We start from the raw sequence: 13,894 nt of genomic DNA, 5'->3' as shown, positions 1-13,894 counted from the left end.
CTCTAAATCTGGATTTGTTCTGGCAGTTCAGTTAACGGTTTTACTTATCATAACGCTACACAGTATGTAGAGAAGATATGGTGTAATCTCAAATGTTTAGATAATGCTTTCCTTGGAATTGAGGCCTATGCCAGAGCAACAACAAAAAAAACTCAGCCAGCAAGAAGTGGTGCGTCTAGAGCGGGATTTAGCCAAGTTTGCCAATATGATGGACTCCGTGGTGCGTATCCCATTCACTAAGCAAGGGGTCGGGGCAGATGCCGCATTGAGTACGATTCCTGTGGCTGGTGATGTCGCAGGTTTTGTATTGACCTGTTATGCGATTTATAAAGCCAAGCAAATAGGAGTGCCACAAAGCAAACTCAATTCAGTGATGAAACTGGCCATGGTTGATGCTGTGGTCGGATTTATTCCAGTGCTTGGAACAGTTTTTGATATCTTTATACGTCCAAGCCGTAAAGCCTTAACCATTGTGCATGAGCATATTCGAGAGGAATATCAGATTCACAGTGATTCACATGTGGTTCATCCATTTTTGCATGAAAGCCTGGAAAATAAACAGCAGAGCTCAGCCTTTTGGCGAAATCCTGTGGTGGCCTGGCTGTGGTTACATATTCCAGATCTTCTGGGGGCAATCGTTTTGGTACTGATGCTGATTGCGATGTGGTTCGGTTTGAGCTGGTTATGGCAATGGTTTCAAGGATTGAGTGCTTTTTGATTTTATTCGATAAGGTTTATGGATAAGAACCATGGATTATATTGCTGCGAATTTACCCATAATTAATTTTGATCGCATGCTTGGTTTTCAATCTACCGATCAATCCAATCAATGGATGGATGATTCTGCATCGTGGCAGTTTGACTCTGGAATTTTCTCATCATTCCGAACTCGATCCTAAACGCTCTTGGCAGAGTGCGTGTATTCGGGGTGAGGATTTGGCAGCATTAAAAAAGCCTCCATGTGGAGGCTTTTTGATATTCAATTTAATCAACCAGTATTTTTAATCAAACCATATTATGGGCAGTTTAACTGATGTAATGCTGCTACACGTTGCTCAATGGTTGGGTGAGTTTGGAACAAAGCCGCCAAGCTGAAACCTTCTTCCTTACCTTCCGCAATTGCAAACGCTTTCATTTCTTTAGGCATTTGATCAGGTAGTTCTGATTCTGCCTGTAAACGTAACAATGCTGAAATCATGGCTTGTTTACCGGCTAAACGTGCACCCGCTTCATCGGCACGGTATTCGCGCTGACGGGAGAACCACATCACGATAGAAGATGCCAAAATACCAAACACGATATCCAGGATGATGGTAATACCAAAGTAAGCCAGTCCCGGTGCTTCGCCGTCTTCACGACCAAACACGTTACGGTCAATAAAATCACCAACGACACGTGCAAAGAACATGACGAAGGCATTGACGACACCTTGAATTAAGGCAAGGGTCACCATATCGCCATTGGCAACGTGACCAATTTCATGCGCAAGTACTGCACGAAGTTCGTCTTTGTTCATTCGTTCGAGTAAACCCGTTGAAACGGCTACTAAAGCGTCGTTTTTGTTCCAACCTGTTGCAAAAGCATTGGACTGATAAGAAGGGAAAATACCCACTTCTGGCATATTGATACCAGCGCGTTGCGACAATTGTGCAATTTCTTGTAATAACCATGCTTCGGCTTGGTTACGAGGCGCATTCGGTTCAATTAATTCTGTCCCAGTGGTTTTTTTCGCCATCCATTTTGACATGAACAGGGAAATGATAGAACCAACCATACCAAAGACAAAACAGATGACTAATAGGTTGCCTAGATTTAAGCCACCCGCGCCATGGTAACTACCGACACCGAAGAGTGACAAAATAATGCCAGCTACAACCAGTACCGCGAGGTTGGTAAGCAAGAACAAACCAATCCGCATCATTGAGAGAATCCTCTTATAATAAAAAAATAATCTGATTTATGAATCAAAAATCATCTACTAAATATGAGGTGTAAGTCTTAAAAATTCAAGAAGAAAAATAAGTAATTCTGTTGGATGATGCAGATTTCAAAAAATGACTTTGTTAGTCTGTAATTGAAATTTTCGCAGTAGCTGTGGCATGTGCCGTGGTGTACGAGCCGGGAGCATCAGTGAAGCTGCCATCGGATGCCATAATAATTTGACGCTGCGAACTGTAACGAGGTGCTACATCTGATGAGGCTGTTTCATAATTGTTGGATTGAGCAACAATTTTTCCAGCATTAGAACTCGGTTTGGTTGAACTTGAGCTGTTACCCAGACCATTGGAATATAAGTTGCTATAACGGCTGCTGACCCGTCTAACATAATCTTGGGTTTCTTTAAACGGGGGGATGCCACCATATTTTGCAACATTGCCTTCACCAGCATTATAGCTGGCTAAAACTAGGGAAGTATTGCCGTTAAAACGTTTCATCAGCCAAGATAAATATTTTGCCCCACCCATAATGTTCTGGTGGGGATCAAATGCATTGGAAACATTAAAGCGTCGCGCCGTTGCAGGCATCAGTTGCATCAGTCCTTGTGCACCGACAGGTGAACGTGCATTGACATTAAACCCAGATTCAGTATGCATGACTGCTTTAATTAAGCCTTCAGAGATCCCATGTTGTGACGCCGCTTGTTTAATAATAGGGTCAAAGGCATTTTTATTACGGCTATAGCTAGGCAATACCGAAGCTTCAGAGCTGCCCCAATTGCTATAACTATGGATATTACTGTCCGGATAATAGGTCTTTTTTTCCACTTTTAGATGGTTATAGCGAGCCTTTTTATTCGTGAGTAGGGTGGTGCCATTCGATTCTTTTAACTGGTAGATGGTTTGACCGGCATAACTGGTCGATGCAACAGAACCAACTGTTACACACCCCAAAAAATAAAGTCCCATGCTTACAATGTTATTTTTCATTTTTTTATATAGAAAAAAATCTGCTCCAGACAGTTCAACAGGAGTTTAACAAAAAAAAACACAATTAAAAGTATTCTGGAACTAATTTCTCTGCAAGTTTGTAAAAAGCAAGTGCTAATTGCAGAGATAGTAATCAAAAAATATTTTAATTTTTTTTTAATCAGGATAACTTGACACTATTAAGTTGTTGATTTTTATTTAAAATAAAATCGATCAAAAAATGATCAATTTAAATAGAAGCCTTAAATAATAGGTCGGACACCTTGTCAAGCCTTTTGAAATCCACAAAGTTATCCACAGGTTTTGTGGACAACTGTGGAAAAGTACAATTGGTAAGCATTGTGGCTAAAATTTGAACTGTACCGTCCAAAATAACATGGGGTTGATTACATGAAAATGACAACAATAATCAATTTTCAGAAATTACATTCTTTTGGTGCGATGTGAGGCTGAATCGGATAAAATTGCGCGGTATTTTTATTTATGGGTAAATCTCGTCTATGTACTCGCCAGTTGAGTCCGAACAAGGATTTAATTTCAAACCAGAACTGCCAACAAGTTCGGCATATTACCGTTTGTTGAAAAAGCTTCGCCGCCAAGTCGGTCATGCCATTCGTGATTTTAAAATGATCGAAGAAGGTGACAAGGTGATGGTATGTATTTCTGGTGGTAAAGACAGTTATACCTTGCTGGACATTATGTTGCAGTTTAAACGCATTGCACCAATAAACTTTGATGTCGTTGCGGTGAACCTTGACCAAAAGCAGCCGGGTTTCCCTGAAGATGTCTTGCCACGTTATTTGGAAGAAAATAACATTCCATATTACATTCTGGAAAAAGACACCTACAGCATTACCAAAAAATTGACCCCTGAAGGCAAAACGTATTGTGCAGTGTGCTCGCGTTTACGTCGTGGTTCGTTATATGGTTTTGCACAAGAAATTGGCGCGACTAAAGTAGCTTTAGGTCATCACCGTGATGACATTATGGCGACTTTTTTCTTGAACCTGTTTCATGGCGGCAGCTTGAAAGCCATGCCACCAAAACTTTTGTCATCTGACAAGAAGAATATCCTGATTCGTCCACTGGCTTATGTGGAAGAAAAAGACATCATCAAGTATGCAGAAATGCGTCAGTTCCCGATTATTCCGTGTAACTTGTGTGGTTCACAGGAAAATTTACAGCGCGCGATGATCAACAATATGTTGCGTGAATGGGATGCCCAATATCCGAAGCGTTTACATAGTATTTTTGGTGCCATGCAAAACGTATCGCCTTCACAATTGGCCGATCGTGAATTGTTTGACTTTGAAGCTTTAGATGAACAACGTGAACTTGATTTCACCGGTAGCTGTTCAACAGAAGATGAACCACAGAGCAAACGCATCAATATGGTGAATTTAGGTTTTGCTGCTGAATAATGGTTGCGGTAGACACCGGTTTTAGGATTGGTGTCTATTTTATATATTTGATTTAGTTAAATAATGTATTAAAAATATAAAAATTGAACGTGTCGTGCAAAAAACGTTAAGCAGAAAACAATTTTACATGCTATAACAAGCGTCAAGCACAAATAGCTTCACAAAGATGTTGTCTGGATAGGCGACACAAATGAACGAATAAATTGAGGAAAGATCATGCCTACCTTTTTAACTGATGATTGGTTTTCAAATGTAGAAAGCTTAACTGCTCAAGCGGGCGACTTAAACTTGGCACCTGCACTTGCAAATTTAGCAATTAACTTAGTCGTTACAGATTCACAAGGCAATACAGAGTTGTCTTTGGATGGTGGTGCAATCAAAAAAGGTCTGTCTCCAAATGCTAAAACCACTTTGAACATGGATGGTGAAACCCTTCGTAAAGTGTTCCTGGAATTTGATATGGCAGCTGCTATGCAGGCATTCATGACCGGCAAAATTAAAGTTCAAGGCGATATGTCACAATTGATGGCTTTACAAACGGCCAAGCCAAGCCAAGAACAAAAAGATTTGTTCAAGAAAGTACTTGAACAAACGACTTAAGAACTTTGCTTAATTCATTTTAAGTATAAAAAAAGCTTACCCTTGGGTAAGCTTTTTTTTGTATCTAGAAGAGATTAAATATTCACTAACTGTGTGGTTTTAATATGTTCTAAATAAGAGCGGATACGCGTTACATACTGTACTGCTTGACGGTAACGACCATTGCTGGCTTTGTTACGATCTAAATAACTATACAGATTGACCCAGTTATTTGGATTTTTACCTTGTGCCTGAATTCGTTTCTGAATCTGATTGACTGCACCAGGTCCCATATTATAGGCCACAAGCGCATACCAGTTACGGTCAGGAAAGGGAACATCTTCATAGCGACTTAACATCTGGTCGTAATATTTCGCGCCACCTTCAATACTTTGAGCCGGGTCAGTTCGGTTACTTACACCCATGGCTTTTGCGGTACTGTTGGTCAGCATCATCAAACCACGCACACCGGTAGGTGATACAGAATTGGGTTTCAGATACGATTCCTGATAACCAATGGCTGCCAATAGATGCCAATCTAAATCATATTTTGCAGCGGTATTTTTAAAGCTGGCTTTATAAATAGGCATACGTTGATTTAAATCACGCTGAATGCTATCCCATGATTCTTCTTTTACAGCATTCTGATTATAAAATGATGCAAGTTGTCGAATCGAACCGGACTGTTTCCCTTTACACACAAAACCACTTGCGGTTTGTGTCAGTGGATCATCTGCATGTTTAAAGACCCAATTCAGGTTTGTATTTAAGCCATTTTGTTGCAGGCTGCCGATATCACCACAGGTTGCTGAAAAAGAAGTCAGACGCTTTTGTTCAATTGAACTGACATCAGCTGTGGTCATGGCAAAATTGGCTTTACCTTGCGAGACCCATTTCAGTGCAGTTGCATTATCAGGCACAGTTTTAAACACCAGTTTGACGTTTAAGCTGTTGGCATAGTTACGCGCGAGGTCATAACCAAACCCATGTAGATGCGCGCCATCTTTAAATACTGTAGTTGAATTTTCAACTGAAACAACGGTGAGTTGCTTGCCGTTGACTACAGAATCGTATTGGTACGATTTACTTGCATTAATACTATGAAACGGAATTAACAGGGTACTGAACGCAAGAATTTTTAAGGAGAAAGAAGATTTTAAAGAGTTAAGGCAAAGCCTCACCCCAGAAGTTGAACTACTGTGCATGTTGTCTCCGCTACAAGTAATTTATGCCCTAAAAAGCAAAGGCGCACATGCCTCAAGCTTTTTCAAGTTTGATAAATTCAATAAGGGTTGGGCAGTCATGACGTCATTCAAAATGACATTAGATTAAAAGGAGAATAATGTAGAATTTCTACATAGATTAAAAAGTAAGCGATTTAAAAACATGCGCGAATAATAAGCGTGAAAAATAAACTTGTCAAATTTTGTACTAAACTTTTTAGAGATATGTAACATAAAGAATTAATTTAATTGAAGAATTAATTTTATAAACTTTAGTTGTGTGTAAATAGCGGATAAAATAGCCCATTCTTGTAAATAAATTGTAAGCATAACATCAAAAAATACTATGAAATCTAACTTAATTACACGTTCTGGACATGACAAACTGGTCGCAGAATTACAGCATTTGTGGCATGAAGAACGACCAGAAATTACCCGAAAAGTGAACTGGGCGGCGAGTCTCGGCGATCGTTCGGAAAATGCGGATTACCAGTACAACAAGCAAATTTTACGTAAGATTGACCGTCGTGTTCGTTATTTGGGTAAGCGTTTAGAAGAGCTTAAAATTATTGATTTTTCGCCTGAGCAAGAGGGCAAAGTATATTTCGGTGCCTGGGTGGATATTGAAAATGATGAAGGCGAACAAAAAACTTTACGTATTGTCGGCGTAGATGAAATTTATGATCACCATCCACAACATATTTCAATTGATTCGCCCATGGCACGCGCTTTACTTGGAAAGCAAGTTGATGATGAAGTTGAGGTACTGACCCCATTAGGCAAGAAACAGTGGTATATCAATCAAATTCGTTATGAAAAGCCTGAAAATTCAGCAAATTAATCTATTTTGATTTTATTTTAATCACTCGGTAAGAAAAAAGCATAAAAGTATTTGCCAAGATGGATTTTTATTTATATCATAGCCGCCATTGGAAGCGTGGCAGAGCGGTTTAATGCACCGGTCTTGAAAACCGACGAGGGTGTGAGTCCTCCGTGAGTTCGAATCTCACCGCTTCCGCCAAATTCAAAACCCCGATCATTGATCGGGGTTTTTTATTGCCTAAATTTTTTATTCATAAAAAATACTAAAATTTAAATAAAGAAGAACATTGGATAAATTTGTGCGTATTCAGTGGATACAAATAACTTAAAAGATTGAATATAAAACTCTTTAAGCGGGTACTTATTGAGCGTTGATTATTAAGATTTGCGAATGATTGCGGAAGGTAAGATTGCTTCACGCAGTGCAAATACACCTTTTATTAGGATTAAAAATAAATAGCCTAAAAACACTATTTAAATTCATCATAGAGATCTCAGCTGAACTAAAAAAGCATAGAGATGAGTCATTTTATTCTTCTATATTTCTATCATTATGAGTGGATGAAAGCAGCAATTCCTGTTGAATCCAATCGATAAATTTTTGGATCAGAGGAGAGGATTCTTGACTGGAATGAACTAAATAATAAGAACGGCTTCCTTCCAATTTTTTACTTGAGGCAATGACTAATTCTTTGTTGTGTAATTCTGGGTTAATCAGTATTTGTGGAATGAGTGCCATGCCCATGGATTGCTTGGCTGCAACCGCTAACATAGAGAACAGTTCGTGCCGATGACCATCATAAGATTTTGGATGAAATATTTGATGGGTTTTAAACCATTCATGCCAAATGGTCGGACGGGTGGTTTGTTGTAACAGCGGAAGTTGGATGAGCTGTTCAGGACTTAAATCATAGCTATATTCATTAATCCTTTGTGCATCCGGAAAAATTTTTAAAATAAGCTGAGGGGAGCAAACCGCAATCAGGTCTTCTTTCATTAGATAATGGGTTTGTACGCCTGGCCAGTGCGCAATTTGTTGTGGTGTTCCGGCATATATTGCGGCATCAAAGATGGTTTCATTAAACAGAAAGGGTTTGGTGCTGGTTTCCAGATGTACGGTAATTTCAGGATAAATTTCATTAAAGCGGTGCAGTTTGGGGAGTAGCCAGCAAGTGGCGAATGTAGGAACCACACCTAATTTTAGTGTTCCCCCTAGACCTTTGTGCGCCATGATATCTAAAGTGCTTTGCTCCAGACCCAATAAATAGGGTTTGATCAGACTGTAATACTGCTGTCCTGCAAGGGTGAGTTCCACGCCATGCCGGGTACGGGTAAATAATTCAAGTTTAAGGAATTCTTCGAGTTGTTGAATTTGCCGTGACACAGCACTTTGGGTAATACACAGTTCTTGTGAGGCATGCGTATAACTGGCATGTTTAGCCGCAGACTCAAAACACAACAAACCTTGTAATGATGGGATATGACGACGCATAGATAAATCCTTTTATCTGAACCAGATATTTTAAAATGGCATATGAAGATGCGAACCCTATTCAACTTTAGTCTAAAAATTGAATCATGTCTGATAAATACAGTCTCCAAATCCATTGTTATCTATCTACTTAAAATAAGATATGCGTAAATGGTATATCTGCATGCAAATTTATCGTTTGAAAGAATCATTTTTCCGCCCTAGCATCGAGTCAGATAAATAGAACATGATATCGAGCAGAAGAAGCGATGAATCAAATGATCAATACGAAAACAACAGCAAAAGTTCAATTCAACTGGCAAGACCCGTTTTTAATTGAGCAGCAACTCACAGAAGAAGAGCGCATGATTCGTGATTCTGCGCATGCTTACTGTCAAGAGCGTTTACAACCTCGTGTATTGGAACAATTCCGTCATGAAAAAACCGATACTTCAATTTTCCGCGAGATGGGTGAGTTGGGGCTGCTTGGCCCCACCATTCCTGAACAATACGGTGGCGAAGGGCTGAACTATGTCAGCTATGGTCTGGTTGCCCGTGAAATTGAATATGTCGATTCAGGCTACCGTTCCATGGCCAGTGTACAAAGTTCGCTGGTGATGGTGCCAATTAATGAATTTGGTTCTGAAGAACAAAAGCAGAAATATTTACCGAAACTGGCAACGGGTGAATATATCGGATGCTTCGGTTTGACTGAACCGGATCATGGCTCTGATCCAGGTAACATGATTAGCCGTGCCAAAAAGGTCGATGGTGGTTACCGTTTAACTGGGGCAAAAATGTGGATTACCAACAGTCCGATTGCCGATGTTTTTGTAGTCTGGGCCAAAGAAGTATCGAAAGAAGGTAATGTCGGTGACATCCGTGGCTTTATCTTGGAAAAAGGCTGGGAAGGGCTTTCAGCCCCTGCGATTCACGGTAAAGTGGGTTTGCGTGCCTCGATCACCGGTGAAATTGTGATGGATAATGTCTTTGTTCCTGAAGAAAATGCCTTTCCGGAAGTCCGTGGATTAAAAGGACCGTTTACCTGCCTGAACAGTGCGCGTTACGGGATTGCCTGGGGTGCGATGGGGGCAGCAGAATTCTGCTGGCATACCGCGCATCAATACACCATGGACCGTAAACAGTTTGGTCGTCCACTCGCTGCGAATCAGTTGATTCAGAAAAAACTGGCCGATATGCAAACTGAAATTGCCTTGGGCTTACAGGTCGCCTTACGTTTTGGCCGTATGAAAGATGAAGGTATTGCTTCAGTCGAAGGTACGTCTTTAATTAAGCGTAATAACTGCGGTAAAGCTTTGGATATTGCACGTTTGGCCCGTGACATGCTGGGTGGAAATGGCATTAGTGATGAATTTGGTGTAGCCCGTCATCTGGTTAATCTGGAAGTGGTAAATACCTATGAAGGTACCCATGATGTACATGCCTTGATTTTAGGACGTGCACAGACTGGTATTGCAGCATTCGGTAATTAATTGAGTTCGTCAATTCAGGATGTTCATTCTTGAACATCCTAGAGATATTTCGTCTCAAAAAATCAATAATTAACTTTAATTAAAAGATTTATCGTGAAATATTCTTGTAAATCCGTGCATTTGCACGCTTAAAGTTCAAACGGAATGCTAGAAAAATAATAAAGAACCTTAGGCAAATGTAGAGAAATAATAGGGCTGCCAATGACTCATTTGGGAAAATGAGGGATATGGAAATGAATAATGATATGCAGGCTGGAGCAGGAACGTTCAGCAGAAAACTACCATCCAAAAGATCTTAAAATTTTGGATATTCATTCATTTATATCGCTTTAAGCATTTGCTTCTTCCTTAACGTGCATAGTCAGATTCGCCTCCAAGGGTTATCATAGCGGTCTTCATGTCATTGGAACGCGCTATGAAAATCGTTGCAGATGAAAATCTGGCCTTTACCGAATATTTCTTTGCAGATTTTGGAGAAATTCAGCAAGCAGCGGGGCGGACTTTAACCCATGCTGATGTACAGGCTGCGGAAGCCTTGCTGGTTCGTTCTGTGACCCAAGTAAATGAACAACTGATTCAAAATACCGTACTTAAATTTGTCGGCAGTGCCACCATTGGTACCGACCATTTGGATATTCCTGCTTTAGATAAACACCATATCGCATGGTCTAATGCGGCAGGTTGTAACGCTCAGGCGGTAGCTGAATATGTGATTACCACACTGTTATATTTACAACCCAATTTAATCGAGAAAAATGAACAATTCACCCTCGGTATTATTGGTTTAGGCAATGTCGGTTCACGTTTGGCCTATATGGCAAAATTGTTAGGTTGGAATGTGATTGGTCATGATCCTTTTGTGAATCGTGAACAGATCCAGCAAGTTGAATTAGAAGAATTATTAAAAACAGCAGATGCCATTTCCACGCATGTTCCCTTAACTAAAACAGGGAATCATCCGACTTTTCATTTGATCAATGCGGATGCTTTGGCACAAATGAAACCTGAAGCGATATTGATTAATTCAGCACGTGGTCCAGTGGTTGAGGAAGCGGCACTGATTGCGGATATTGAACAGACCAAACGTTCAGTGGTGTTAGATGTATTTGAACATGAACCTGAAATTTCAGAACAACTCTTAAATCTAATTCGGTTGGTAACGCCGCATATTGCGGGCTATAGCCTGGAAGGTAAAGCACGAGGCACGCAAATGATTTACGATGCTTTCTGCAAAACCTTTAATTTTACTGCAGATAAAAAATTTGAAACCCAATTACCAGTCTGCGAGCAATATTTTCAAGATCAAGATTTAAAACAAGCCCTGAAACAGTATCTTGCTCATATTTATGATATTGCACGTGACGATGCCAACCTGCGTGCCTGTTTGAAAGAGGGTAAGGTGGATCAAAAAGCCTTTGATTATTTACGTAAAACCTATCCCTTACGCCGTGAATGGGCAGCGCACGGAGGTCCGAAAGCATGAGTATGGCGAATCCAGAAACCCTCAATTATCAACCGACTTGTGACTTAAAAGCCATTCAAGCCCGTGCCAAAATGTATGCGCAAATCCGTCAGTTCTTTGCTGAACGGGATGTGCTTGAAGTGGAAACCCCAATCTTGTCACAAGCGGGTGTCACCGATGTGCATCTAGCATCTATTCAGGCTCAGCGTCATCTCGGTGGCCGCAAACACACCCATTATCTGCAAACTTCACCTGAATTTGCCATGAAGCGATTATTGGCCAGTGGCAGTGGTCCAATTTACCAAATCTGTAAAGTCTTTCGTGATGATGAACATGGACGCAAACACAATAGTGAATTCACTATGCTGGAATGGTACCGTCCAAATTTAAGCTTGAAAGAACTGATGTTTGAAGTCACCGACTTGCTGAATGTGACCTTGGCACAGCGTTTTGGTGAAGTCCGTCCGACTATTTTAAGTTACAAACATGCCTTTATGGATCGTCTGGATCTCAACCCATTACAAGCCAGCTTAAAACAGCTCAAAGACTGCTGTAACCGAGTCGGTTTAAATCTGGATTTGGGTAATGACCGCTTGGGTTATATCGACCTGTTATTTTCACATATGGTTGAACCGAGTTTAGGCTTTGATACTCCGGTATTTTTAACCGATTTCCCACCTGAAATGGCATCGCTTGCCAAAGTTAAAGTCGATGAAGAGGGTGAACAGGTTGCAGCGCGTTTTGAGCTTTATATCGAAGGCTTGGAATTGGCCAATGCCTATGATGAACTGATTGATGCCACAGTTTTACGTTCCCGTTTTGAAGCCGATAATCTGGAACGTGAAAAGCTTGGCTTGCATGTGATGCCGATTGACGAATATCTACTGGCAGCTTTACCGCATATGACTGAATGTTCAGGTATTGCTTTAGGGATTGATCGTTTATTAATGGTCGTGACTGAACAGATGAAACTTGAAAAAGTGATTACTTTCCCTGCAGATGTTTCTTAATTGTATTGCTAAATTGTATTGCTAAAAAATCCTATAAATCCTTCCCAACCTTCTTTTAAAAAAGGAAGGGGTAAGTTCTTTATTTTTTAAAGATGATTAGCACTGCTACGCAAGGAGAGGGATTAAAATAAAAAAGCTTCTCAAACGAGAAGCTTTTTTATGAACTATACAGTAGCAATAATCTGTCGGGCTTTTAATTCTTCAAGTGCTTGAATGCGCCGTTGAATCAACATTTCACCGATATCAGGACCACTAATATCGGGGGGTAAATCCTGCGCTTTAATGCCACGAACCACTTCCATTGCATCTAGTACATATTGAGATTGTGGATATTCACGATCTTCCAGGCCAAGGCGGCCACGTGAATCACATTCACAGGCTTGAACATAAGCTTCAACGCGTTCAGGGCGACGCAAAACATCCAATCGTTGCAATAAGCGCCATAAAGTCCCCGGTTTTAAGCTTAAGGCTTGATGACATTTTAAATGTTCTTTACATACCGCAATGGCAAGTTGCTTGGTATTAGTCGGCACTTTGAGGCGATCACACACTTCGGTTACCGGTTTGACACCACGTTCTTCATGCATGATATGTCTTGGTAATTCCTCACTTGGGGTGAGTGCCTTACCTAAATCATGAACCAGAACGGCAAAGCGTACATCCAGTGAATAATTGGCTTTACAGGCTTGTTGTAGCGACATCATGGTATGAATACCGCTATCAATTTCCGGATGATATTCAGGACGTTGCGGAATACCGTATAAAGCATCTAGTTCCGGGAACAGGACTTTTAACGCACCACAGCGACGTAGCGTTTCGAAATATTCATCGGCATGATCTTCCATCAAGGCGCGAGAGGTTTCTTTCCATACCCGCTCAGGCGTTAATGCCTGTAATTCACCCGATTCCGCCAACTGTTGCATCAATGCCAAAGTTTCAGATGCCACTGTGAACCCAAGTGATTTATAACGCGCTGCAAATCGTGCGATACGTAAAACGCGTAGCGGATCTTCGACAAAAGCATTGGATACATGACGTAATATTCGATCTGTTAGATCTTGCTGCCCCTTATAAGGGTCGTAAACGTTGCCATCTTCATCCATTGCCATCGCATTAATGGTCAGGTCACGACGGATCAGATCCTCTTCAAGGGTTACACTTGTATCTGTATAAAATTCAAAGCCATGATAACCCTGACCGGATTTACGCTCGGTACGGGCTAAAGCATATTCTTCTTTTGTTTGGGGATGCAGAAAAACAGGGAAATCTTTACCTACCGGCTGATAGCCCTGAGCAAGAAGTTGTTCAGGTGTTGCACCAACAACCACATAATCTTTTTCGTGATAAGGGTGACCGAGTAAGTGATCACGTACTGCACCGCCTACTAAATAAACTCGCATGAAAAAACCTCTATTCTTCAAGCAATCATGCTACAGAATAGAGGTTTTCTCAAGTAAAGAACCTTAGCTTTTTGCTAAAGTTAAAT

At 40.6% G+C, this 13,894-nt stretch carries 13 protein-coding genes and 1 tRNA gene; 9 read left to right on the top strand and 5 right to left on the bottom strand.

Annotated elements, in window-relative coordinates:
• Nucleotides 1-127: 127 nt before the first annotated feature.
• Both HLH18_RS08500 and HLH18_RS16315 read left to right on the top strand, forming a co-directional pair.
• The gene (locus HLH18_RS08500) at nt 128-718 is read left to right on the top strand and encodes a DUF4112 domain-containing protein (RefSeq protein WP_171546482.1); all 591 of its coding nucleotides are present in this window, start codon (nt 128-130) and stop codon (nt 716-718) included.
• 31 nt (nt 719-749) lie between these two features.
• The gene (locus HLH18_RS16315) at nt 750-899 is read left to right on the top strand and encodes a VOC family protein (protein WP_171546481.1); all 150 of its coding nucleotides are present in this window, start codon (nt 750-752) and stop codon (nt 897-899) included.
• 116 nt (nt 900-1,015) lie between these two features.
• Here the strand turns inward: HLH18_RS16315 and htpX are convergent, their stop codons facing one another.
• Nucleotides 1,016-1,921, bottom strand: a complete 906-nt coding sequence (gene htpX, locus HLH18_RS08490; protein ID WP_171546480.1) for a protease HtpX — start codon at nt 1,919-1,921, stop codon at nt 1,016-1,018.
• A 142-nt stretch (nt 1,922-2,063) separates the two neighbouring features.
• Nucleotides 2,064-2,927 (bottom strand): lytic transglycosylase domain-containing protein, encoded by an 864-nt coding sequence (locus HLH18_RS08485; RefSeq protein WP_171546479.1) that lies wholly within the window; start codon nt 2,925-2,927, stop codon nt 2,064-2,066.
• Nucleotides 2,928-3,427: 500 nt separating this feature from the next.
• Between HLH18_RS08485 and ttcA the strand changes: the two genes are divergently transcribed.
• Together ttcA and HLH18_RS08475 are read left to right on the top strand one after the other, a co-directional pair.
• Nucleotides 3,428-4,348 carry a tRNA 2-thiocytidine(32) synthetase TtcA gene (gene ttcA, locus HLH18_RS08480; protein WP_171528467.1) on the top strand — a complete coding sequence of 307 codons (921 nt, stop codon included), beginning with the start codon at nt 3,428-3,430 and terminating at the stop codon, nt 4,346-4,348.
• A 216-nt stretch (nt 4,349-4,564) separates the two neighbouring features.
• On the top strand, nt 4,565-4,948 hold the full coding sequence (locus HLH18_RS08475) for an SCP2 sterol-binding domain-containing protein (RefSeq protein WP_131289872.1): 384 nt from the start codon (nt 4,565-4,567) through the stop codon (nt 4,946-4,948).
• 74 nt (nt 4,949-5,022) lie between these two features.
• On the opposite strand, the gene HLH18_RS08470 is transcribed toward HLH18_RS08475, so the two are convergent.
• Complete coding sequence (locus HLH18_RS08470; protein ID WP_171546478.1) at nt 5,023-6,132, bottom strand: MltF family protein; 1,110 nt, start codon at nt 6,130-6,132, stop codon at nt 5,023-5,025.
• 364 nt (nt 6,133-6,496) lie between these two features.
• Here HLH18_RS08470 and greB point away from each other — a divergent pair, with 364 nt between their 5' ends.
• Together greB and HLH18_RS08460 are read left to right on the top strand one after the other, a co-directional pair.
• Complete coding sequence (greB, locus tag HLH18_RS08465) at nt 6,497-6,991, top strand: transcription elongation factor GreB (protein ID WP_171542633.1); 495 nt, start codon at nt 6,497-6,499, stop codon at nt 6,989-6,991.
• A 90-nt stretch (nt 6,992-7,081) separates the two neighbouring features.
• Nucleotides 7,082-7,171 (top strand) — tRNA-Ser (locus HLH18_RS08460).
• 330 nt (nt 7,172-7,501) lie between these two features.
• On the opposite strand, the gene HLH18_RS08455 is transcribed toward HLH18_RS08460, so the two are convergent.
• Complete coding sequence (locus HLH18_RS08455; protein ID WP_171546477.1) at nt 7,502-8,464, bottom strand: LysR substrate-binding domain-containing protein; 963 nt, start codon at nt 8,462-8,464, stop codon at nt 7,502-7,504.
• A 248-nt stretch (nt 8,465-8,712) separates the two neighbouring features.
• Between HLH18_RS08455 and HLH18_RS08450 the strand changes: the two genes are divergently transcribed.
• From HLH18_RS08450 to epmA, 3 genes are all read left to right on the top strand, one after another.
• Nucleotides 8,713-9,936, top strand: a complete 1,224-nt coding sequence (locus HLH18_RS08450; protein WP_171546476.1) for an acyl-CoA dehydrogenase — start codon at nt 8,713-8,715, stop codon at nt 9,934-9,936.
• Between the two features lie 415 nt (nt 9,937-10,351).
• Nucleotides 10,352-11,419: a 4-phosphoerythronate dehydrogenase gene (locus HLH18_RS08445; protein ID WP_171546475.1), complete on the top strand. Its 1,068-nt coding sequence runs from the start codon at nt 10,352-10,354 to the stop codon at nt 11,417-11,419.
• A gap of 2 nt (nt 11,420-11,421) precedes the next feature.
• Nucleotides 11,422-12,408, top strand: a complete 987-nt coding sequence (gene epmA, locus HLH18_RS08440) for an EF-P lysine aminoacylase EpmA (RefSeq protein WP_171546559.1) — start codon at nt 11,422-11,424, stop codon at nt 12,406-12,408.
• 164 nt (nt 12,409-12,572) lie between these two features.
• Here epmA and HLH18_RS08435 read toward each other — a convergent pair whose 3' ends face one another.
• Entirely contained in the window at nt 12,573-13,808 is a 1,236-nt protein-coding gene (locus HLH18_RS08435; RefSeq protein ID WP_171546474.1) for a multifunctional CCA addition/repair protein, read from the bottom strand.
• Nucleotides 13,809-13,894 lie beyond the last annotated feature (86 nt).

This window comes from Acinetobacter sp. ANC 5414, assembly GCF_013004295.1.
Taxonomy (GTDB): domain Bacteria; phylum Pseudomonadota; class Gammaproteobacteria; order Pseudomonadales; family Moraxellaceae; genus Acinetobacter.
This window is presented reverse-complemented; position numbering and strand designations above follow the sequence as displayed.